The 22,431-nt window shown below is 60.8% G+C and carries 22 protein-coding genes; 8 read left to right on the top strand and 14 right to left on the bottom strand.

Annotation, left to right across the window (positions count from 1 at the left end; genetic code table 11):
• The first annotated feature begins 297 nt into the window (after positions 1–297).
• On the top strand, positions 298–495 hold the full coding sequence (locus tag CH92_RS01925) for a hypothetical protein (protein WP_025240116.1): 198 nt from the start codon (positions 298–300) through the stop codon (positions 493–495).
• A gap of 16 nt (positions 496–511) precedes the next feature.
• On the opposite strand, the gene CH92_RS01930 is transcribed toward CH92_RS01925, so the two are convergent.
• On the bottom strand, positions 512–2,605 hold the full coding sequence (locus CH92_RS01930; RefSeq protein WP_025240117.1) for an HD family phosphohydrolase: 2,094 nt from the start codon (positions 2,603–2,605) through the stop codon (positions 512–514).
• A 118-nt stretch (positions 2,606–2,723) separates the two neighbouring features.
• Between CH92_RS01930 and CH92_RS01935 the strand changes: the two genes are divergently transcribed.
• Both CH92_RS01935 and CH92_RS01940 read left to right on the top strand, forming a co-directional pair.
• Positions 2,724–3,197, top strand: coding sequence for a FecR family protein (locus tag CH92_RS01935; protein WP_235206241.1), 474 nt, complete (start codon positions 2,724–2,726; stop codon positions 3,195–3,197).
• The gene (locus CH92_RS01940) at positions 3,198–3,797 is read left to right on the top strand and encodes an OmpA family protein (RefSeq protein ID WP_025240119.1); all 600 of its coding nucleotides are present in this window, start codon (positions 3,198–3,200) and stop codon (positions 3,795–3,797) included.
• Between the two features lie 6 nt (positions 3,798–3,803).
• Here CH92_RS01940 and CH92_RS01945 read toward each other — a convergent pair whose 3' ends face one another.
• The 6 genes from CH92_RS01945 to CH92_RS01970 all read right to left on the bottom strand — a co-directional run bounded on the left by CH92_RS01945 (position 3,804) and on the right by CH92_RS01970 (position 10,589).
• Positions 3,804–5,906 carry a CHASE2 domain-containing protein gene (locus CH92_RS01945; protein WP_025240120.1) on the bottom strand — a complete coding sequence of 701 codons (2,103 nt, stop codon included), beginning with the start codon at positions 5,904–5,906 and terminating at the stop codon, positions 3,804–3,806.
• A gap of 50 nt (positions 5,907–5,956) precedes the next feature.
• Positions 5,957–6,337, bottom strand: coding sequence for a RidA family protein (locus tag CH92_RS01950; RefSeq protein WP_025240121.1), 381 nt, complete (start codon positions 6,335–6,337; stop codon positions 5,957–5,959).
• 92 nt (positions 6,338–6,429) lie between these two features.
• The gene (spoT, locus tag CH92_RS01955; protein ID WP_025240122.1) at positions 6,430–8,538 is read right to left on the bottom strand and encodes a bifunctional GTP diphosphokinase/guanosine-3',5'-bis pyrophosphate 3'-pyrophosphohydrolase; all 2,109 of its coding nucleotides are present in this window, start codon (positions 8,536–8,538) and stop codon (positions 6,430–6,432) included.
• Positions 8,539–8,597: 59 nt separating this feature from the next.
• Positions 8,598–8,861, bottom strand: coding sequence for a DNA-directed RNA polymerase subunit omega (gene rpoZ / locus CH92_RS01960; RefSeq protein WP_025240123.1), 264 nt, complete (start codon positions 8,859–8,861; stop codon positions 8,598–8,600).
• 175 nt (positions 8,862–9,036) lie between these two features.
• Positions 9,037–9,657: a guanylate kinase gene (gene gmk, locus CH92_RS01965; protein WP_025240124.1), complete on the bottom strand. Its 621-nt coding sequence runs from the start codon at positions 9,655–9,657 to the stop codon at positions 9,037–9,039.
• 68 nt (positions 9,658–9,725) lie between these two features.
• Positions 9,726–10,589, bottom strand: a complete 864-nt coding sequence (locus CH92_RS01970) for a YicC/YloC family endoribonuclease (RefSeq protein ID WP_025240125.1) — start codon at positions 10,587–10,589, stop codon at positions 9,726–9,728.
• A gap of 214 nt (positions 10,590–10,803) precedes the next feature.
• On the opposite strand from CH92_RS01970, the gene rph reads away from it, so the two are divergent.
• On the top strand, positions 10,804–11,526 hold the full coding sequence (rph, locus tag CH92_RS01975) for a ribonuclease PH (protein ID WP_025240126.1): 723 nt from the start codon (positions 10,804–10,806) through the stop codon (positions 11,524–11,526).
• Positions 11,527–11,542: 16 nt separating this feature from the next.
• Entirely contained in the window at positions 11,543–11,911 is a 369-nt protein-coding gene (locus CH92_RS01980) for a DUF4870 domain-containing protein (RefSeq protein ID WP_025240127.1), read from the top strand.
• A gap of 48 nt (positions 11,912–11,959) precedes the next feature.
• Here the strand turns inward: CH92_RS01980 and CH92_RS01985 are convergent, their stop codons facing one another.
• Positions 11,960–12,739 (bottom strand): exodeoxyribonuclease III, encoded by a 780-nt coding sequence (locus tag CH92_RS01985; RefSeq protein ID WP_025240128.1) that lies wholly within the window; start codon positions 12,737–12,739, stop codon positions 11,960–11,962.
• Between the two features lie 84 nt (positions 12,740–12,823).
• Between CH92_RS01985 and pyrE the strand changes: the two genes are divergently transcribed.
• Both pyrE and CH92_RS01995 read left to right on the top strand, forming a co-directional pair.
• Positions 12,824–13,465: an orotate phosphoribosyltransferase gene (pyrE, locus tag CH92_RS01990; protein WP_025240129.1), complete on the top strand. Its 642-nt coding sequence runs from the start codon at positions 12,824–12,826 to the stop codon at positions 13,463–13,465.
• 387 nt (positions 13,466–13,852) lie between these two features.
• Complete coding sequence (locus tag CH92_RS01995; RefSeq protein WP_025240130.1) at positions 13,853–14,437, top strand: DUF4124 domain-containing protein; 585 nt, start codon at positions 13,853–13,855, stop codon at positions 14,435–14,437.
• 68 nt (positions 14,438–14,505) lie between these two features.
• Here CH92_RS01995 and argB read toward each other — a convergent pair whose 3' ends face one another.
• The 4 genes from argB to coaBC all read right to left on the bottom strand — a co-directional run bounded on the left by argB (position 14,506) and on the right by coaBC (position 19,709).
• A complete protein-coding gene (gene argB, locus CH92_RS02000) occupies positions 14,506–15,405 on the bottom strand; it encodes an acetylglutamate kinase (protein WP_025240131.1) in 900 nt (299 codons plus the stop codon).
• A gap of 15 nt (positions 15,406–15,420) precedes the next feature.
• A complete protein-coding gene (algC, locus tag CH92_RS22175) occupies positions 15,421–16,812 on the bottom strand; it encodes a phosphomannomutase/phosphoglucomutase (RefSeq protein ID WP_200869657.1) in 1,392 nt (463 codons plus the stop codon).
• 1,230 nt (positions 16,813–18,042) lie between these two features.
• Complete coding sequence (dut, locus tag CH92_RS02010) at positions 18,043–18,498, bottom strand: dUTP diphosphatase (RefSeq protein WP_025240133.1); 456 nt, start codon at positions 18,496–18,498, stop codon at positions 18,043–18,045.
• 2 nt (positions 18,499–18,500) lie between these two features.
• Positions 18,501–19,709 carry a bifunctional phosphopantothenoylcysteine decarboxylase/phosphopantothenate--cysteine ligase CoaBC gene (gene coaBC / locus CH92_RS02015; protein ID WP_025240134.1) on the bottom strand — a complete coding sequence of 403 codons (1,209 nt, stop codon included), beginning with the start codon at positions 19,707–19,709 and terminating at the stop codon, positions 18,501–18,503.
• 120 nt (positions 19,710–19,829) lie between these two features.
• Between coaBC and radC the strand changes: the two genes are divergently transcribed.
• On the top strand, positions 19,830–20,504 hold the full coding sequence (radC, locus tag CH92_RS02020) for a RadC family protein (protein WP_025240135.1): 675 nt from the start codon (positions 19,830–19,832) through the stop codon (positions 20,502–20,504).
• Positions 20,505–20,515: 11 nt separating this feature from the next.
• Here the strand turns inward: radC and CH92_RS02025 are convergent, their stop codons facing one another.
• Complete coding sequence (locus CH92_RS02025; protein ID WP_025240136.1) at positions 20,516–21,859, bottom strand: hypothetical protein; 1,344 nt, start codon at positions 21,857–21,859, stop codon at positions 20,516–20,518.
• A complete protein-coding gene (locus tag CH92_RS02030) occupies positions 21,860–22,306 on the bottom strand; it encodes a PaaI family thioesterase (protein ID WP_025240137.1) in 447 nt (148 codons plus the stop codon).
• Between the last annotated feature and the right edge of the window lie 125 nt (positions 22,307–22,431).

A 22,431-nucleotide genomic window follows, 5' to 3' on the forward strand; every position in this document is an offset into this window, starting at 1 on the left:
TGCAGCCCGGTGCGCTCACCTATGGTGCGAAACCGCCGTGTCCGTCCCATGGCGGCGCAGCGCATCTCACGGTGGCTAGAACAAGTGAAACAAGTGGGGGTACGCACTCCTTTCGAATGGCTGCGTGCGGCCGGAAAAAAGGCGAAGTGCATCCTTGCAATTGAGCGTGCAAGCAACTTTCCGAGAATAAACAAGCCGTTCCGATGAGCGGCCTGCTAGGCGTCGGCTGCGCCGCGCATTTGGCCGTGATCCGTAGTAAATAGGCTGCCTTTTTTCCACCCAGAGCAGTACCGCACCATGTCCACCCTGACTGAACTGGCGCAGCACATCGCTGCGCTTTATCCATTGCAAGACAAAACCGCTGGCAAGCGCTACCGCATCGTTAGCCAGCTGGCCGGCATGACCGAGCTCGAAGAAATCAGTGGCTTACCGCGCTATGTCGATACCTGCCAGCTCGACGACAAGGCGCTGTGGGAGCGCCGCGTCGCCAGTTGAAATCGAGGGAATGCACTCAGGTCGGTGTCGCGACGGGGCGCAGCAGGAATTCGGTGATATCGACCTGATCGAGTTGCTCTGGCCTGAGATGGCGGGCGCCGTAGGTCAGGTGCAGCCCGGATGACAGAAACAGGTCAAAAAGGTCGGCATCGATGTGGCCGCGATCCCGCAGGCGGGCCAGGATGCGGATCGATTCGCTCAACGGCTTGGCCTTCTTGTACGGTCGGTCACAGGCGGTGAGCGCCTCGAAGATGTCGGCGATGGCCATGATCCGGGCGGGTATCGACAGCTGATCGGGCCCCAGCTGGCGGGGATAACCTGTACCGAGCAGGGTTTCATGGTGGGTGCCGGCGTATTCCGGGACGCGCTGAAGGTTCTTTGGAAACGGCAGGTTCTCCAGCATGACAATGGTCTGGACGATGTGTTCGTTGACCTTGAAGCGCTCCTCGGCGGTAAGGGTTCCGCGATCGATGCTGAGGTTGTACAGCTCGCCGAAATTGAACTGGTACTCCGGCACGGTCATCTTGAAGCCGTACTTGGGGTCGAGTGCCTTGCTCGCCAAGCGCTGAATCAGATGTTCAGGTTTGTCCGCAAGCAGCGTTTCAGAAGCTGGGAGCTGCTGGCTCGGGAACGCTTCCAGGCGCGTGGTTTCTTCGTGGGAAATACCCAGCCGGTCATCGAAATAGCGCATCCAGCGTTGCTCGCCAATCCGTTGCAATCGCCCGATTCGCTCTGGCGCCATCAGCTCGCCGCCGATATTGCACTCGGCCACAAAGGCGAATTCCTCCTGTAGACGCGCCACCGTGGCGGCATGTCGGGCATCGACAGTCTCACGCGCCTCACCGGCATCCAAGGCTTCGTGGCGCTCGATCATGGCATCGCGTAACAGCACTTCGAAGCGCATGCGAATTTCATGGATGCGGTTGTAGACCGTCTCCAGCTTGGTCGCTTTGTCGACGATGTGTTCGGGAGTGGTGATCTTGCCGCAGTCATGCAACCACGCACCGATGCGGAATTCCCGCCACTGCTCTTCGGTTTCGAAGCGGAAGTCCGCCAGGGGTCCATCATCACTGGCGCTGGCTTTTTCGGCCAGCATCAACGCGAGCTCCGGAACGCGTGCGCAATGCCCTCCGGTATAAGCGCTCTTGGCATCGATGGCGCCAGCAAGAATTTCAATCATCGAGTCGATCAGCGCGGTCTGCGAGTCGATCAGGTTATGGTTTTCCAACGCTACGGCGGACTGCGACGCCAAGGCTTCGACGAAGCCCAGACTCTGCCGGGAAAAACTGACCACCTCGTCGCTGCCGGGAACCTTGGCGTTCATGAATTGCAGCACGCCGAGCACCTCGCCGCCATGTGCGATCAGCGGCACGCAGAGCATCGATACCGTGCGGTAACCGGATTCCATATCGAAGCGGCGTGTTCCGGACAGGTCGAAACGTGTCTCACGGTAAACGTCGTCGATGACCACGGTTTCCTTGCGCAGAGCCACGTAAGTCGACACGTGCCGCTCGTTGGGCACGCCGGTTTCCGGGTCGTGTAGAGGAAGTTCGAATGCTGGCAGCTGATCAGCTTTTGAGCGCAGGGTGAAGCGCAAGCTGTCCTGGTCAGTCATTAAGTAAAGCGTGGCGGCATCGGCGTTACAGATGCGCTTGCCCTGCATCAGGATGTGCTGGAGCAGACGATGCTTGTCGCGTTCGGAGGAAAGCAACATGCCGTTTTCGACCAGGCTCGCCAGCTTTTCCTGTGCCTCCTCCAGTGCGAGGTTTTGTGCCTGTAAAGAGCGCCGCATGGCGTTGTGCTGACGATGCAGGTCGTCAAATTCACGAATAAGCGAGCCTGGGCCGTTGCGGATGCCAAAATCCAATTGGCGGATACGGCGGGTGTCCTCTGCCAGCGCACTGAGCGAGCGGCGAATGCTGGCCAGGCCTGCGAACAATAGCGGCAGGCAGATGAACATGATCAGCAGCTCGATAAGCAGCACGCTACGCAGATCGAACCCGGCGAACTCGACCAGCAGAAGTGCAGGTATGGTTGGCACGAGTACGAACATTGTGACCAGCGCTGAGGCCCAGGCCTCGTAGCTGAGCTTGTATTTGCTAGAGGTCATACTGCATCCTGCCGCGAATACTTGATGAAATGTTGGAAAAACTTCGAGCGATCAAGGCCAAAATCGATGGTCGCGCCGAGTTGAAGGCAAATGGCCAGCTAGGGAGAGTACATTGATCATGGTTTATAAGATGGATTCAGTATCGAAATTTGCCCGAACAGTGCTCGTCCTTGGCTTGTTGACAGTCTTCGGGAGTGCTTTGGCTGAGGAGATAAGCGAGCCGATCGGTTACGTCATGAAGGTGCAGGGTGATGCGTCAGTGACCAGCCGCGGGCAAACCATCGATGCGCGTCTCGGTCAGGCAGTGATCATTGGTGCGACCCTGCGCACCGGCCCAGACGGCTCAATGGGTGTGACCCTGACCGACAATACGGTGATGTCCTTTGGCCCGAACAGCGAGTTTACGCTGGACGAGTATCAATTCGAACCGGCCCATGAAGAGCTGCGGTTGAGTGCCCGAATCAGCGGAGGCACACTCAATTTCATCTCCGGTGTGATTGCCAAGCTCAAGCCTGAAGCTGTTGAACTGAAAACGCCGACCGGCACCATCGGCGTACGCGGCACGCATTTTCTGGTGAAGGTTGACGGTTGAATGAGGCCAACGCTGCAGAGATTGCTCACCCCGCTGTGTCTCGCCCTGATGTCGGGATGCGCGACAGGTAATTACGTGGTGCTGCTGGAAAGCCCTGATGGCACTACTGGCGCCGTCGTGATCGACGACGCGAAGGGACAGACAAGACTCGATCGCAAGCAACAGGGCGCGAAGATTGGCGCCACAGGGTTCGGCTCGGGGCCTTTCGATGTTGGCGACTTCCGCATATCCCATGATTTTTCCGCAGCACTGGCTGCCCAGCCGTTGCTGCCGCAACGTTTCGAACTCTATTTCAAGATCGGCAGTGCCGAGCTGACCGAAGAATCGGAACAGGCCATCGAAGAGGTTTTCGAAACGATACGGTTGCGCGGGCGCTCGGCGGTATCGGTCATCGGTCATACCGACACCCTCAGTGGCCCGCGTTGGAACGAGCAACTCGGACTCATCAGAGCCCAGGCGGTCGCCGCCATGTTACGCAAGCGCCAGATCGACGTGATCGATCTCAAGGTGTCGTCCCACGGTGAGCGCAACCTGTTGATCAAGACGCCGGACGGCGTGTCCGAGCCACGCAACCGTCGAGTCGAAATCAGCGTGCGCTGATGCGCTTCACTTTTCGCTCATCACGATATGTTCGCCAAGCTGCCCCGCGCATAGACGCTCCAGTTGATAGCGCACCAGCGCGTCATCCGGGCGTTGCGCATGCAGCCTTTCGAACGCCTCGACTGCTGCCTCGTCGCCATTGGCTATCAGTGCGTAGGCAGCATCGTAGGCATCATCGTTCTGCATTTCACCGGGCTCGTACAGGCGTATCGGCTGTCCCTTGCCCTTGAGCTGCACATTGCCGATCGGCCGCATGGGAACCTCCTGGTTGGCGTCGCGTATCGTCTCTGACACGCAAAGCTCGGTGCCCAGGTGACGATTCAGCCCTTCAAGGCGAGCGGCGACGTTAACGGCATCGCCCAGCGCCCGGTAGTCGAACAGCGTCGAACCGCCGAAATTACCTACCACTACCTCGCCGCTGTGCACGCCAATGCGGGTACAACCAAGCTCGACTCCGGAGGCGTGCTGGTTGACCGCGTGCTGGCGAGTGAACTGACGGATTTCTAGCGCGCAGGCGAGGGCGCGGCGTTGATGATCCGCTTGCACCAGCGGCGCAGAGAAGAGGATGGCCAGGCCATCGCCCATGATCCGCTCGAGCGTCCCATGGTGGCGAAAGGCAATCTGGATGATTCCTTCCAGGTACTCGTTGAGCATACTGACCAGCCGCTCTGGCGACTGTTCTTCCATCAGGTTGGTGGAGCCTGTGAGATCGGTAAAGACGAAACTGCATGCTCTACGCTCGCCTCCCAGTTGCAGCTGCTCAGGGTGACGCACCAGGTATTCGACGAGATTGGGCGAGATATACCGCGAGAAGGCGTCACGAACCCAACGCTGCTGCCTCTCGCTGGCCCGATGGCGAGCAATGCTGGCGCCCAGATAGGCAAGGATCAGCCCCAACGATGGGGTGAGCGCGTCGAACAAAAATCCGTGGCGCGAATAAAGCCACCAGGCGGCCAGATTCAGTGAAGTCAGCAGCCCAGCAGAGACCAGCGCCCCGGTCAGCGCGCCGGTGCCCAGCGTGACGATACAGAGCAGGATCGCCGCAAGCAGAAGCGTCAGCGCTTCGAGTGGGCTGGCCCAGTAGGGCCGTTGTAGCGGGGTGCCGAACAGGGCCTGCTCGATAGCCTGCGCATGCACCTCTACGCCGGGCATGATGCCCCCGAGCGGGCTGAAGCGCAGATCCTGCAGCCCTTGCGCCGAGCTGCCGACCAGCACTATGGCGCCTTGCAATCTGGCGTCCGGCTCATCTTGGAGCAGTTGCCAAGCAGGCAGCGTCTGGGAACTCATCTCGGCACGGTAGTGCACCCACAACTCGCCGCGACGGTTGGTTGGCAGCTGGACCCGGCCAATGCCGACTTGAGCAATCGAGCCGCGCGCGTCGGCGTCGACGCGGTAAATACCTTGCTGCAGGTAAACGCGCATGGCTTCGGCCGAGAGGGAAGGCAGTAAATGTTCGCCGACCCGGATCATCAACGGCACCCGCCGAACAACGCCGTCCCCGTCCGGCTGGAATGTCATCGCGCCGCTACCTGCAGCGGCTGCCTCCAGCACCGGTAGCGCCGTGGCAGTACCGGCGTAATCGGGAAATCCTGGCATTCCCGCATCGGCTCGCAGCTGCACGGCAAAGCGATTCTGTGGTGTCGCTTTGTAAGGTATGCGGGTTGCAGCGAAGCCAAGAACGCTGGGCTGACGCCGGAGGGCAGCGGCAAATTGCCGGTCATGGTCTGGCAATTGTTCAAGCTGGTCCGCCAGTTCCGCAGGCAGCTGGTCGCGCAATTGCGCGGGCGAACTGCGATCCGGCTCGGCGAACAGTACATCGAAGACCACGACCGCAACACCGGCCTGGCGCAGCCGTTCAAGCAACTGCGCCATCAGATCGCGTGGCCAGGGCCACTGACCGAGGCGCGAGAGGCTGTCTTCATCGATATCCAACACCAGCACATTGGTCTGTGTGGGAGCCGGACGTGGTTGCCAGCGCTGATACTGGTCGAACAGATTATTCCGTAGCGTCTGCAGCAGCGCGGGTTCGCCGATATACAGCGCGCAAGCTGCCACGAGGCCAGCGCAGGCGAGCAGCAGGCGCGGAACCAGACGGCCAGATAAAGTCATCAGTCGCGCTCCCTGCGCCCGTCCGATTGGCTAGGTCGAATGGCTCAATGTCATTCCAGCACCAGAACGGCGTCCATCTCGACTTGGGCCGCCTTGGGCAGCGCAGCGATACCGATGGCGGCACGGGCGGGGTAAGGCTGTTGGAAGTAGCGGCTCATGACTTCGTTGACCGTGGCGAAGTTGCCGAGATCGGTGAGAAATATGTTCAGCTTGACGATGTCCTTCAGCGAACCGCCAGCGGCTTCGGCCACGGCCTTGAGGTTCTCGAACACCTGAACGGTCTGTGCTTCGAAGCCTTCCACCAGTTCCATGGTTTTTGGATCCAGCGGGATCTGTCCGGACATGTAGACGGTATTGCCGGCTTTGATCGCCTGGGAATAAGTGCCGATCGCGGCGGGTGCATTGTCGGTGTTGATCACGGTCTTGCTCATGGGCTGCTCCGATAGAAGTATGCGGCCCCAGAGCATACGGGCTGAAGCGAGCGGGCAAAAGCCCCGTGACGAGCGTGGAACTGACGGAGTCGCTAGGCCTTCATCCGGGTGATACGCATGACGCCCTTGATCGCCCGCAGCTTCCTAATCACCCGGGCCAGATGGACGCGATCATGCACGCTGACCACCAGCTGAACGACACTGATACGGCCGTCGCGCTCATCCATTCCGATCTTCTCGATGTTTCCGTCTGCAGCGTTGACGCTGCCGGCGAGCAGGGCGATCAGGCCGCGCTGGTGCTCCAGCTCGACGCGCAGTTCGACATTGAACTCGCCCGTGACGTCCTTGGACCAGGACAGCTGAATGCATTTGTCCGGGTTGTGCCGAACATCGGCAATGTTCCGGCAAGTATCCAGGTGCACCACCATGCCCTTGCCAGCCGACAGATGACCGACGATCGGGTCGCCGGGAATCGGCGTGCAACACTTGGCGTAGTTCAGTACCAGACCTTCGGTGCCGCGAATTGCGAGGGGGCCTTCGGCGTTTGGCGCCTGTTCGCCTTCGCTTGCGAGCAGTCGGCGAGCGATGACGTAGGCCATGCGATTGCCCAGCCCAATGTCTTCGAGAAGATCTTCGACGACATCCATGTGGTATTCATTGAGCACGGCCTGGATACGTTCCGGCGAAACCTTCTGCAGACTGGTTTCGAAGCCGGTCAACGCTTTGTTCAAAAGTCGTTCGCCGAGGTTGATCGACTCAGAGCGGCGCTGCAGCTTGAGCGCGTGACGAATGTGCGTGCGTGCCTTGCCAGTGACCACGAAGTTGAGCCAGGCCGGGTTTGGGCGTGCGCCCGGCGCGGTCACGATCTCTACGGTACAGCCGCTCTCCAGAGCTTGTGACAGCGGGGCCAGGCGACGATTGACGCGACAGGCGATGCAGGTATTGCCGACGTCGGTGTGCACCGCGTAGGCGAAGTCCACCGCGGTCGAGCCCTTGGGCAGCTCCATGATGCTGCCCTTGGGTGTGAAGACATAAACCTCGTCCGGGAACAGGTCAATCTTCACGCTTTCGATGAACTCCAGCGAATTGCCGGCCCGCTCCTGCAGTTCCAGCACGCCCTTGACCCATTGCCGTGCGCGGGCATGGGTGCCCTTGGGGGCTTCCTCGTCGTTGGATTTGTACAGCCAGTGCGCGGCGATGCCGTTATTGGCCATCTCTTCCATTTCGCGGGTGCGGATCTGGATTTCGATGGGCACGCCGTGCATGCCGAACAGCGTGGTATGCAGGGACTGATAGCCGTTGGCCTTGGGAATCGCGATGTAGTCCTTGAACCGGCCGGGCAGTGGCTTGTAAAGGCTGTGCACCGCGCCGAGTACGCGGTAGCAGGTATCGACCTTATCGACAACGATGCGGAAGGCGTAGACGTCCATGATCTCGTTAAACGCCTTACGCTTGCCGCGCATCTTTTTGTAGATGCTGAACAGGTGCTTCTCGCGCCCGACCACTTCACCTCGCAGGCCGTCGCGTTCGAGACAGTGAATGAGCGACTGCTCGATCTTGTCCACGATCTCGTTGCGGTTGCCCCGTGCGCGACGGACCGCAGCCCGAATGCGCTCGGAGCGCATCGGGTGCATGGCCTTGAAACCCAGGTCTTCGAACTCGACACGCATCGCGTGCATCCCCAGCCGGTTGGCGATGGGCGCGTAGATTTCCAAGGTTTCCTTGGCGATGCGGCGGCGTTTCTCTCCGGCGAGTACCTCAAGGGTGCGCATGTTGTGCAGGCGGTCGGCGAGTTTGACCAGGATCACGCGAATATCGCGCGCCATGGCCATGGCCATCTTCTGGAAGTTCTCGGCTTGAGCCTCGGCCTTGGTTTCGAACTTCATCTGGGTCAGCTTGCTGACCCCGTCCACCAATTCGGCGACAGTCTCGCCAAACTGCGCGGTCAGCGCCTCCTTGGCAATGCCGGTGTCCTCGATGACGTCATGCAGCATCGCGGCCATCAGGCTCTGATGATCCATGTGCATGTCCGCGAGGATGTTGGCTACCGCGAGGGGGTGGGTGACGTAGGCTTCACCGCTGCGCCGGCGCTGCCCATCGTGGGCCTGCTCGGCGTAAAAATAGGCTCGGCGCACCTGGTTGACCTGGTCTGCGCCGAGGTAGGTCGATAGGCGATCGGCAAGAGCGTCTATGGCTGGCAAGGGATTGCTCCTTGCCGGCTGGGCGCTGTGCTTGCGGTTCGACTTCGACCTGGCATTAATCAGAGGGCCTCGTTGGACTCTTCCTCGTACTGCACGAACAATGGCTCGTCGTCGACGATGTCGTCCTGGGCGATGACGTCGTAATCCACTAGACCGGAAGCGATTTCACGTAGCGCGACCACGGTCGGCTTGTCATTTTCCCAAGCCACTTTAGGCTCCTTGCCGCCAGTAGCCAGCTGACGCGAGCGCTTGGTGGCGAGCATGACCAGCTCGAAGCGGTTATCTACGTTGTCCAGACAGTCTTCAACGGTAACGCGGGCCATGGTGTTCCTCATCAATAACGGTAAAGCATGCCCGAATGGGCGAGCGGACGGGATAGTCTAAAAAATCACCAGCCATTAGGGAAGTGGTAAAACGTTTCCGCACCCGAGCTGATGCGCAGCCAACCCTCGCCAGCGCTCGCGTAGCCGGCTATTGCGGCCGGCCACTGCGCCTGCCTCAGGCCAGTAATTCTTCCAGCAGGCCGCAAAAACGCTGCTGTTGCGGCGCTTGCCGCAGCTGATTGGCGCGGAAGATCGCCTGCAGATCTATCAGGGCGTGAGCAAAGTCGTCATTGATCACGAGGTAGTCGTACTCGACGTAATGGGTCATTTCGCTGACCGCCTCGCGCATGCGTTTCTCGATCACCTCGTCGCTGTCCTGGCCGCGGTTGGTCAGGCGCTGACGCAGCGCTTCCTGGGTAGGCGGAAGGATGAAGATCGACTTGGCCTGTGGCATCAGTCGACGGACCTGCTGGGCGCCCTGCCAGTCGATTTCCAAGATCAAATCGTAACCTTCACTCAGCGTCTGCTCGAGCCAGCGCTGCGAGGTGCCGTAGAGGTTGCCGAAAACTTCGGCGTGTTCGAGAAATTCGCCGTGCTCCAAGCGTTCTAGGAAATCTGCACGGCTGACGAAATGGTAGTTGACGCCATCCACCTCACCCGGGCGCATGGGGCGAGTGGTGTGTGAAACCGAGACTCGGACCTGCGGTTGCGCATCGAGCAGGGCCTTGACCAGGCTGGTCTTGCCGGCCCCGGAAGGCGCGGAAACGATGTAGAGCGTACCGGTGGAGGCTGACATGGGGTTCTCTGTACGATTGCTGAGGTATGCCTGGCGGGCTATCCGTCACTCAAGGCCAAGCGTAGTTGCTATTCGATGTTCTGGACCTGCTCGCGCATCTGCTCGATAAGCACTTTCAAGCTCACCGCTGCTTGGGTGCTGCGCGTGTCGAACGCCTTGGAACCAAGGGTGTTGGCCTCACGGTTGAGTTCCTGCATGAGGAAGTCCAGACGCCGACCGGCGGCGCCGCCGGATTTCAGTACTCGCCGCACTTCGCTAACGTGCGTGCTGAGGCGATCCAACTCTTCGGCGACGTCACTTTTCTGTGCGAGCAGCACCAGTTCCTGCTCGAGTCGTTGCGGGTCCAGTTCGACGCGCATTTCGGCGCAGCGATCGAGAATTTTTTGGCGCTGAGCGGCAAGCATCTGTGGGACTTGTGTGCGTAGCGTGGCGGTGTCTTCGGTTATTGCGTCGAGGCGCTCGTTGATCAGTCGGGCCAGTTCTTCGCCCTCGCGCTGGCGTCCGTTCTTCAGCTCCGCCAGCGTGGCGTGGAACAGCTGTAGGGCGGCGCTGTTGAGTGCCTGAGGATCGGCCGAGTCACCGACCAATACGCCCGGCCAGGACATTATTTCCAGCGGGTTGAGTGGCGCGGGCTGTTTGATCAATGCCGCGATGCTCTCCGCCGCTGCTATCAACTGAGTGGCGCGCTGGCTGTCCACCTGCATCGAGCGTCCCCCGGCATCCTCGGCAAAGCGCAGCGTGCATTCGACCTTGCCGCGCGATAACCCTTTACGCAATGCCTCGCGGACCAGGCCCTCCAGGTCCCGGAAGGCCTCTGGCAGGCGCAGATGCGGCTCCAGATAGCGGTGGTTCACCGAGCGGATCTCCCAGCTGAGGGTGCCGTGGTCGCCGGCCTGCTCGGCGCGTGCGAAGGCGGTCATGCTGTGGATCATTGGGTAACCCCTCGGTGCGGTGCGAAAGGCGAAGGATTGTAAAGGAAAAACTGGATATTGGCGTCCGTACATCGTCTCCCGTTGTCGCCGGACCCGATGGGGTAAGGGGCTCCTGCGTGAATGCGAGGTGCGGAATGGCTCGGCGATGGCCCTTATTGTTGGTCGAGCGCTCTATAATGGCCCTTATTCATTCCCCAGAAGCAGGATAAGCCTCATGAAACGACCCAGTGGCCGCGCCGCCGACCAGCTGCGTTCGATCCGCATCACTCGCAACTACACCAAGCATGCCGAGGGGTCGGTGCTGGTGGAGTTCGGTGATACCAAGGTGATCTGCACCGCCAGCATCGAAAATGGCGTACCGCGCTTTCTCAAGGGGCAGGGACAGGGCTGGTTGACTGCCGAATACGGCATGCTGCCCCGCGCCACGGGCGAACGTAACCAGCGGGAAGCCAGTCGCGGCAAGCAGGGCGGCCGTACCCTGGAAATTCAACGCCTGATCGGGCGCTCGTTGCGTGCATCGTTGGATATGAGCAAGTTGGGCGAGAACACGATCTACATCGATTGCGATGTGATACAGGCTGACGGCGGCACCCGCACCGCCTCGATTACCGGCGCGATGGTAGCGCTGGTCGATGCGCTGAAACTCTTGAAGAAACGTGGTGGACTGAAAGGCGGCGATCCGCTCAAACAAATGGTTGCCGCGGTTTCGGTGGGCATCTACCAGGGCGAGCCAGTGCTCGATCTGGATTATCTGGAGGATTCGGCAGCCGAAACCGACCTGAACGTGGTGATGACCAGTGCCGGTGGTTTCATCGAGGTGCAGGGCACTGCTGAAGGCGCGCCGTTCCAGCCGGAAGAGCTCAACGCCATGCTCGCGCTCGCGCAAGACGGCATGAAAGAGTTGTTCGCGCTGCAGCTGGCCGCGCTCGCCGATTGATCCGAAGGAGAACGCCATGTCTGATCAGGAACTGATTCCCCAACCGTCATCGCAGGCGCGGCAATGGGCAATGTTCTGTCATTACTCGGCGTTCTTCTGGTTTCTGGTGCCGATGATCGGCAACGTGCTAGGGCCGCTGATCGTCTGGCAACTGAAGAAGGACTTGGATCCCTTCGTCGACGAGCAAGGTAAGGAAGCGCTGAACTTCCAGATCACCTTCAGCATTCTGCTGATGATTTGCGGCGTGCTGGCCTGGATCTTGATCGGTTTTCCGCTGATGGCATTGATCAGTGTGGTGGCGTTGGTGCTGGTGGTGATCGCGGGCATCCGTGCCAATGAAGGCAAACCTTATCGCTACCCGTTTTGCTGGCGGATCGTCAAATGATCGCTGGCGTCTGGCTGTAGGTCACGAAAGTCGGGCGGGCGGCCTGTCTTAAAGACTCAGGGTCCAGTCGTAATCCACCACCAGCGGAGCGTGCTGGGAAAAGCGCGGCTGACGGGGTAGGCGGGCGTTACGCACGAAGCGGCGCATACCTGAGGTGAGTATCTGGTAATCGAAGCGCCAGCCCAGATTGAGCATCTGCGCTTGCTCGGTGTCCGGCCACCAGCTGTAGAGGTCGCCCTCCCGACTGGCTTCACGCAGGGCGTCTATATAACCCATGTTGCCGAATATCTCATCAAGCCAAGCGCGCTCGGGAGCCAGGAAACCGGTGGCCTGCTGACAGTCGCGCCAGTTCTTCACGTCCAACTTTTGATGGGCCACGTACAGCGAGCCGCAGTAGATGTACTCGCGGCGCTTGCGGCGTTGTTTGTCCAGGTAGTGGGCGAAATCGTCCATGAACTTGAATTTCTGGTTCAGGTCTTCATCGCCACCGCGACCGGTTGGCAGCAGCAGGCTGGCGATGCTCACCTTGTCGAAGTCGGCCTGGAGGTAGCGGCCGTAGCGGTCGGCAGTTTCGAAGCCGAGCCCCATGATTACGGCCTTTGGCTGCAGTCGGGAATACAGCGCAACGCCACCCTGTTCCGGGATCTCGGCGTCTACGGTGTAGAGAAAATATCCATCGAGCTGGTAGGCCGGATCGTCGAGTTCTACTACGGAGGCGCGGGTATCCTGCAGGCAGATGACATCGGCATTCTGCGCTTGCAGCCAGCTGAGAAGACCCCGCTGAGCCGCCGCTTGAATGCCATTCACGTTGACGCTGATGATCCGCATAAATGGCCCCTAAAAACACGTGCGTGTATGATAACCCAAGCTCTTCGCAATTAGCTAAGCCAGTGTCTTTCGGGAATATTCTTCATGCAGGCGTACCAGCGCGACTTCATTCGCTTCGCCATCGAACGCGGGGTTCTGCGCTTCGGTGAGTTCACTTTAAAATCGGGGCGCACCAGCCCCTATTTCTTCAACGCCGGTTTGTTCAATACCGGTTCGGCGCTGGCTCAACTGGGTCGCTTTTATGCGGCCGCTGTGGTCGATAGTGGCATCGATTTCGACGTGATCTTCGGCCCGGCCTATAAGGGTATTCCACTGGCGGCAGCAACGGCGATCTCCCTGGCCGAGCATCACCAGCGCGATCTACCCTGGTGCTTCAACCGCAAGGAGGCCAAGGATCATGGCGAAGGCGGCACCCTGGTGGGCTCGCCGCTCACTGGTCGCGTGTTGATAGTCGATGATGTGATTACCGCGGGCACGGCGATCCGTGAGGTCATGCAGATCATTCGTGCCCAAGGTGCGGAAGCGGCTGGCGTGCTGATCGCGCTCAATCGGCAGGAGCGTGGTCAGGGCGAGTTGTCGGCAATTCAAGAAGTTGAACAGGACTATGGGATGCCTGTGGTGAGCATTGTTTCGTTGGCTCAGGTGCTGGACTTTCTGGCTCAGGACGCACAGCTCAAGCAGCATCTGCCGGCGGTTGAGGCGTATCGCGATCAGTACGGGATCTAAGCCCTGCCTCAATCAGCCATGGGCCGCGAAAAATTTCGGCCATGTGATCTCTGTGGGCTGACACCCAATCAGCTGGCCTGCTTTTGTCAGCAACTGACGAATTGCGACGGTATCCCACAAGGTTGTGTTGATGCGGACGCTTCCCCGTTCGGTCTTCTAGCTCGAAGCCTGTGGAGAGCGTTTCGTTCTGGTCTCCGTATCCGCGCCGTTGCGAATTGCGCAACCTCGACAGAACGGCGCGCCAAACAGGTTGGGCGCTCAGTTGGTGTGCTTATTGCTGCACAAGTGTGACGGGGTTTGTATAAGCTGAGGCCCTTCGGATATTAAAAAGAATCAGGCGTTTCGAATGGCTTTGCCGAACGCACCGAGTACGGAAGAGGCTGGAGTATGCAGAGAGGGAGCCGCGCACTGTTGCTGTTGGGCTTGCTGGGAGCGGCGGTTGCGCAAGCTGACCTGTATCGCTATGTCGATGACCAGGGTGTGGTGGTGCTCAATCGTCAGGGCGTTCCTCCCCAGCATATCGGCAAGGGTTATGAGGTGCTCAATGACCAGGGCCGTGTGACCAGGGTGGTACCGCCTGCACCTACGCCTGAAGAACGTCAGCGCTTGCTTGAGGCAAAGGCGCGTGCCAGCTCGGATGCTCAGCTGCTGCGTCTGTATGCCAGTGTCGAGGATGTCGAGCGTGCCAAGGCGCGAAAGCTGTCGGAGCTCGACAGCGTAATCGGTATAACGCATGGCAATTTGCAGTCATTGCGCGACCAGCAGGCCAACCTGCAGAGCCAGGCCGCGAACCACGAACGCGCCGGTCGGGAATTGCCTAAACAGCTGCTGACGCAAATTGACAACCTCAACAAGGAGCAGGCTAGTCTGCGGCGCGATATCGATCGCTACAAGCAGGCCCGCAAACAGGCTGAGGTCAGCTTCGCCAAAGAACGGCAGCGGCTCGGCGAGCTGCTCGGGCAGCCGGAGTAAATCTCGGCCGGTAAAGGTTAAAAACCCAGCGTCTCAAAAGGCTGGGTTTTTTATTGGGGGTCCGAATGCTACTTGCGGTTGGTGATCAGTGTGCCGACACCTATGTCGGTGAAGATCTCCAGTAGCACCGCGTTGGGTACGCGGCCGTCGATGATATGGGCGCTGTGTACGCCGCCCTGAACCGCTTCCAGAGCGCAGCGAATCTTGGGCAGCATGCCGCCATAAATGGTGCCGTCGGCGATCAGTTCGTCCACTTGTGTCGTAGTCAGCCCGGTCAGCACGTGGCCCTGCTTGTCCATCAGGCCGGCGATGTTGGTCAGCAGCATTAGCTTTTCGGCTCTTAGTGCTTCGGCCACCTTGCCAGCTACCAGGTCGGCGTTGATGTTGTACGACTCGCCATCGGGGCCGACGCCGATCGGGGCGATCACCGGAATGAAGTTGCCATGAACCAGCATCTCCAGCAGCTCGGTGTTGACTCCGGTGACTTCGCCTACGTGACCGATATCGATGATTTCCGGCGATGTCATCTCTGGTGTCTGCCGCGTGGCCTTGAGTTTCTTCGCGCGGATCAGCTTGGCGTCTTTACCGGTCAGTCCGATGGCGCTGCCGCCATGCTGGTTGATCAGGCTGACGATACTCTTGTTGACTTGCCCGCCCAGGACCATCTCCACCACATCCATGGTCTGGCTATCGGTCACCCGCATGCCGTCGATGAAATGGCTTTCGATGTCCAATCGCTTGAGCAGATCGCCGATCTGTGGTCCACCGCCGTGCACCACCACTGGATTGATGCCCACCGCCTTCATTAGCACGATGTCGCGGGCGAAGCCGGTTTTCAGCTCCTCGCTTTCCATCGCATTGCCGCCGTACTTGATGACCAGCGTCTTGCCGACGAAGCGGCGAATATAGGGCAATGCTTCGGATAGAACCTGGGCGAATTGGGTGGCGGCTTCACGGCTGAGGGTCATGCAGGGCTCCGTGGGTCAGAACGGCAGGGTGAGGTCTGGCGCGACAGTATAAAGCTGGGCGCGGAAGACTTCCTGTATGCGTTTGAGCTCCTCCTCGTTTTCGGCCTCGAAACGCAGCACCAGCACCGGTGTGGTGTTGGAGGCGCGAACCAGTCCCCAGCCTTTGGGATAGTCGACACGCACGCCGTCGAGCGTGGTGATATTGGCTTCGCCCCAATGGGCGTCGCGGTGCAGCGCGTCGATGATGGTGAACTTGCTTTCCTCGGTGACGGTGATGTTGATCTCCGGGGTGGACAGGTCGTTGGGGAACGCCGAGAACACCTGTTCAGCACTGCGCTTGTCCTGGCTGAGAATTTCCAGCAGGCGCACGGCACTGTAGATACCGTCGTCGAAGCCGTACCAGCGCTCCTTGAAGAAGATATGGCCGCTCATCTCGCCCGCGAGCAGGGCGCCGGTTTCCTTCATTTTCTTCTTGATCAGCGAATGGCCGGTTTTCCACATCACCGGACGCCCACCGTAGCCGCTGATCAGTGGCGTCAGGCGGCGCGTGCACTTGACGTCGAAAATGATGTCGGCGCCGGGGTTGCGTGAGACTACGTCCTTGGCGAACAGCATCAGCAGCCGATCAGGGAAGACCACGGTGCCAGCATTTGTCACCACGCCGACACGGTCGCCGTCGCCATCGAAGGCCAGGCCGAGGTCGGCGTTCTCGGACTTGACCTTGGCAATCAGGTCTTCGAGATTTTCCAGCTTGCCCGGGTCGGGGTGATGGTTGGGGAAGTTGCCGTCGACCTCGCAGAACAGCGGGATAACCGAGCAACCCAAGGCTTCGATCAGCTGTGGAGCGATCACGCCAGCGACGCCATTACCGCAATCAACCACCACCCTGAGCGGCTTGGCCAAGGCGATGTCGTTGCGGATACGCTTGAAATAGCTCTCCAGCACGTCGACCTGCTCGGCCTGGCCGACACCTTCGCTCAGGTCGTTGGTCTCGATGCGCTGGCGCAGGGCCTGGATCTGCTCGTTGGCCAGGGTGTCGCCGGCGATGACGATCTTGAACCCGTTGTAATCCGGCGGGTTGTGACTACCGGTGAGCATTACACCGGATTTACCGGCCAGCACGTTGGCCGCGTAATAGAGCACAGGGGTCGGCACCATGCCGACATCGCTGACGCTGCAGCCGCTGTCGACAAGGCCCTGGATGAGGTGCTGGACAAGCTCTGGGCCGGACAACCGCCCATCGCGGCCGACCGACACATTTGGCTCGCCTTGGGCCAGGCTCTCGGAACCGACCGCTCGGCCTATCCAGTAGGCGGTGTCATTGGTCAATGTGTCACCGACTACGCCACGGATATCGTACGCACGAAAGATGCTGGCAGGCAGTTGCGGGGCTTTAGGGGCACTCATTGCGGTTTCTCGCTCCTTGGGATCGAGGCCAAGCCAGTCCTGGTCCTCGTCGAGAATGTCGATGTCGAGAATATCGGTGTCCTGATACAGAGGGTCGATGTACTCGGTGGATTGGGGTTGCTGAGCTGCAGGCTGCGGTGCAGCAGATGCTTTGGTTGTCACCGTTCCGGCGGTTCGCAGCGGCAGGCGGACCAGGCTCTTGGCTAGCGCGTCGAGCGCCGGCAGGCTCAAAGTCGGTGTTTTGATGGTTCTGCCGGCGGAGAGTTCCTGGACCATTCGGCCCAAATGCATGACATCGTCGCGAAGCCTCCGCTGCTGTGCGCTCAATACCAGTTGCAGGCCCAGCAAAAGGCCGCCGAGCGCTGCCAGTGCGGCGGCGAGCGGCATAAGCGGATGCACCGCCGCGGTGCTCAGTGCGGCGCCGTGTAGAAAGCTAAGCTTCCAGTTCGGATTGGCCGAAGGCAGGCTGATCGCCTCGCTTTCCAGGCCCGCACCGCCGCGCTGGGCGAGGAGTTGTTGGGGGCTGTTGCTGAATTGCTGAACCAGTCGTAGTTGGCCGGCCTTGGCGGGCAACTTCGGCAGTGTGGCCAGGAAGCGGTCCAGGCTGGTCACCAATAGCAACGTGCCCTCGGCCGGCTGTTGTGGGCCGGAGCGCAGTGCCACGGCGCTATACAGCAACCATTGTTTGCCGACCTTGAACGCCTCGGGCGACGGCAGGGTGCCGTTCTCCGCCCGTTGCAACAGCTCAAGTGCGGCGAAGTTCAGCGGGCCGGGGCGACCGCTGTTCTGTTGGGCCCGGCCGCGGAGGTTGATATGTGCATCGATCACGCCGTCGCGATAGCCCAGTTCACGCTCGGCTGCTTGTATCCGTTCAGGTTGCTCGCTGCGTAGCGCCTCAAGCAATTGAGGGTCCTGAGCGGCTGCCTGGGTGTCCTCTGCGAGCTGCTGCAGCGCCTGCTCGACTGCCGAGGCCTGGCTCTGGCCCCAGGCCTCGGCCAGTTCGGTAGTGTGTTGTTTCTGGCTGGATTGATGAGCGATCCAGAGCAGCGCACCAGCAACGACGAGTCCCAGCAAGCCGGGAAGCAAGCCAGGCAGCAGCGTCGTTAGACCGTTTCTACGGCGACGCGGCGATGATGTGGTATCGGCGGGGTTGAGTACGCCGGCGTCCCTGGCGGTGCGCTTGAAGAGTTTCATGGAGCTCCTCGATCGTCCTGAAAAAGCGAATCTGGATCAATGGCTACCGGAGTGGCCGAAGCCGCCGGCGCCACGCTCACTGCTGTCGAACTCTTTGACCAGTTCGAATTGTGCCTGGATCACCGGCACCAACATCAGCTGCGCGATGCGTTCGCCTACCGCGATATTGAAGGGCGTCTGGCCGCGGTTCCAGCAGGACACCATCAGTTCGCCCTGGTAGTCCGAATCGATCAAGCCGACCAGATTGCCGAGCACGATGCCGTGCTTGTGCCCGAGCCCGGATCGCGGCAATACCAGCGCCGCCAGGTTCGGGTCGGCGATATGAATCGACAGGCCGGTGGGAATCAGCACGGTTTGGCCCGGCTCGAGCGTTGTCTCGGTCTTCAGCATCGCGCGCAGATCGAGTCCTGCGGAGCCGCTGGTGGCATATTCAGGCAGGGGGAAATCGCGCCCGAGGCGTGGGTCGAGAATTTTTGCTTGGAGTTTATGCATGGTCAGGCCTGATGAAAGCGGTCGGCGATAAAGGCAATCAGCTGACGGGCAATGTGCCCCTTGCTGGCCTGGCTGAAGCGGGTTTCGTGCTGCTGACGGTCGATGACCGTCACGGCATTTTCTTCGCTGTTGAAACCGATGCTGGGGTTGGCCACGTCGTTTGCCACGATCAGATCGAGGTTCTTGTCACGCAGTTTGCGTGTGGCGTAATCCAGTAAATTCTCGGTTTCAGCGGCAAAGCCGACGCTGAAAGGGCGGTCATCACGTCCGGCCAGGGTGGCGAGAATATCGGGATTACGGACCATCTGCAGAAGCAATCCGTCGCCTTTGGTGGGGTCTTTCTTCAGCTTGTGCGGTGCGACTACTTCCGGGCGATAGTCCGCCACGGCCGCAGCGGCAATGAACAGGTCGCAAGGCATCGCCGATTCGCAGGCAGCGAGCATGTCGCGAGCGCTGACCACATCGATGCGTTGCACACGATCAGGTGTTGGCAGGAACACCGGGCCGGCAACCAGCGTGACGCGAGCACCGGCTTCGGCGGCCGCTTCGGCCAGGGCGAAACCCATCTTGCCGGAACTGTGATTGGTGATGTAGCGCACCGGGTCGATGTTTTCCTGCGTCGGCCCGGCGGTGATCAGCAGATGCAGGCCGGTCAACACATTGCGTTCGAAGCAATCGGCAGCCGCCTGGGCCAGATCGTCCGCTTCCAGCATGCGGCCCATCCCGACATCGCCGCAGGCCTGGCTGCCGGATGCGGGGCCAAACAGGCGGATACCTCTCTGCTGTAGCAGGACGCGGTTGGCTTGGGTCGCGGGATCGGCCCACATCGCCTGGTTCATCGCCGGGGCCAGGACGATAGGGGCATTGGTGGCCAGCACCAATGTGGTCAGCAGGTCGTTGGCGACGCCCTGCGCCAGACGCGCCATGAGGTCCGCTGTGGCAGGCGCGATCAGGACCAGGTCGGCCCAGCGCGCCAGTTCGATATGTCCCATGGCGGCTTCGGCGGCCGGATCGAGCAGATCCAGATGGACCGGATGGCCGGAAAGGGCTTGGAGCGTCAGTGGGGTGATGAATTCGCGACCACCGCTGGTCATGACGACGCGGACTTCGGCACCCTGGTCGCGGAGCCGGCGAACCAGCTCGGCACTCTTGTAGGCGGCGATGCCGCCGCCGACGCCCAGGACGATGCGTTTACGATAAAGCCGCTGCATAGGCCTGCCTTGTTACGGGTGAGAACTGGTTCCGGCAGGGGCCGGGTACCGTCGATAAAAGGCCGCTAAGATAGCACAGCGCCCTCAGCGGACGAGGGCTACGCTCGACATGGAGGTGACATGAGCATTCGTGATTGGCCTGCGGCGGAACGACCGCGGGAAAAACTGCTCGAGCAGGGTGCGTCGGTCCTCTCGGATGCAGAATTGCTGGCGATTTTTCTGCGCACCGGGGTGGCTGGCAAAAGCGCGGTGGATCTGGCGAGGTACCTGCTGAGCGAGTTCGGCAGTCTGCGGGCGCTGCTCGAAAGCGATCTGGAGCAATTCAGCGGTCACCTGGGGTTGGGCCCGGCCAAGTTCGCCCAGTTGCAGGCGGTGCTGGAAATGGCCCGACGGCATCTGGCCGAGCGCATTCGCCGCGACTCGGCGCTGGAAAGTCCACAGGCGGTGCGTGACTACCTCAAGGCGCGGTTGCGGCACGAGCCGCACGAGCTGTTCGCCTGTCTGTTCCTCGATTCGAAGCACCGTGTATTAGCGTTCGAAGTGCTGTTTCACGGCACCATCGACGGGGCCAGCGTCTACCCGCGGCAGGTGGTCAAGCGGGCGTTGGCGCAGAATGCGGCGGCAGTCATCCTGACCCACAATCATCCTTCCGGTATTGCCGAACCGAGTCAGGCCGACCGGCAACTGACCCGCAAACTTACCGATGCGCTGGCGCTGATCGACGTGCGGGTGCTGGATCATTTCATCGTCGGCGATGGCGAGCCTTTGTCCATGGCCGAATACGGCTGGATGTAAGCCGCCGTGCCTCACGCCAGCAGCGGTACCAGCAAGAGTGGGAGCAGCACGCTGAGCACGAAACGGCCATTCCATCCAACGGCGATACGCCAGGGCGACAGCTGGGCGTGGCGAGCCAGTAATAAGGCGGAGGGCCCGTAGGGAGATAGCAGCATCGCCAGGGAAAAGCCGAACAGCAGCGCCACCGCTGGCTGCATGATTGGCAGGCCCTGGCTCGCCAGCTGCGCCAGCAGAGCCGCACACAGGTTCAGCGAAATCAGCGGGGCGACACCGAGCAGCGCCAGCGCCATCACCGCCAGTGCGCCGAACGTCCCTAGCGCGAACAGTGCCAACGGCGTATTGCCGAGCTGATCCGCCAGGTGATGCACCGGCAACACTGCCGCGACCAGGCCGGCGAGCAACGCCGAGCTGGCGAAGATAAAGGTCTCGTTGCGCATCCCGATGAGCGTTTCGCTGACCTCGCTGAATACCTGTGGTGGCGCGATCCGTTGCCAGAGCAGGATCACGATCACGGCGATCGGCACCAGCAGCATGGCGGCCTGGGTGGCGGACAGCCAGGTCAGGGCTGCCAGCAGGGCGATCAGCGCGATACCGATCAGACTGCCAATGAGCAATCCACGCAGGCTACCGCTAGCCTGTGGCGAACCCGCGCCGGGTTTGGCGGGTGAATGGTCGATCAACTGTTGCAGGCGACGGTTTTCGGTTGGCCAGCCAAACAGCAACAGAATCAGGCCGCCAAGCAGGCCGAACGGTAATAGCGTGCTCCAGGTTAGGCCAGGAAGTTCGCGGGTCAGAATCGCCACCGCGACGCTGGTCGGTGCCAGCAAGGGCACCAGCGCGAATCCACGCAGTGCGGTGACCATCACACCGCGCCGGCCCTCGCGGCACTGGCTATCGCTATACGGGCGGCGCCCAAGGTGACTCTCCAGCGATCCGCAGATCAGATTGAGCATGCCGAAGCTGAGTACCGAGCTGATCGCGAAGGTACTCATCAGATAGCCGGGATAGAGCCACGCACGAGGCCCGGACAGCAACAGGCGATGCAGCTCGCTGAGCTGCTTCAGACGCTTGACCAGGCAGTGCATCAGGCCCAACGCGCCGATAAAGGCGGCGTAGTAGGCGGCCGACGACAACATTCGCGCGGCCTGCTGCCAGTTCGCCTCGCCGGTCACCAACCAATAACCGAGCACGGCGAGGGTGACCATCCCGAGCCGACGCGGGTAGGGCATCAGCGAGCGCCAGTGCCAGCTGAAGAACAGCGCCAGCAGGACGCCGCTCATAACGCTAAGCGGCTGTAGCCGCGTGACCAGCGCCAGAAGTTCGAACAGCAGGGCCAGCGGCAGGAGCGCAGTCATCTAGGCGGGCAGCTCGCGCCGTCGGGCGCCGCGCTTGAACACGCCTTCGCCGAAGGCGATCAGCCGATCCCCGTCATCCAGCAGATCGCAGCTGGCCATGAATACCTTGTGCCCGGCGGACCGGCACCGGGCCACTGCTCTGATACGGCTACCTGCCGCCGCCGGTGCGCTGAAATTGATGTTCATCGACAGCGTCAGCGCTACCCGGCGCTCTGCCGGGTCCGCCTCCCATGTGCCGCACAGGCCCATGGCAACATCCATCAGGGTCGCCATGACACCACCGTGCATGTTGCTAGCATTGTTCAGATGCCGCGGCAGGAGATTCAGCGCCAGGGTGGCGTGCTCCGGGCCATAGGCCAGCAGCTCGCAGCCGATGTCCTGAAAGAAGCCGGTAACGGAGGCGTGCACCAGCTGCAATTGGGCAAGTGAATAGTCTGAAGTGGACATGGTGTTCGATCGCGGATGGCTTGCTAAGGAGACTGGCAGTCTTTAGGCTCTTGGTCAATAAAGGTGGAATACCATTCCGCAGTGCGAAATTTAGATATAGATCCAGGCAGACGCAACGCCATCCA

Source organism: Stutzerimonas stutzeri (assembly GCF_000590475.1).
In the GTDB taxonomy this organism is placed as follows: domain Bacteria; phylum Pseudomonadota; class Gammaproteobacteria; order Pseudomonadales; family Pseudomonadaceae; genus Stutzerimonas; species Stutzerimonas stutzeri_D.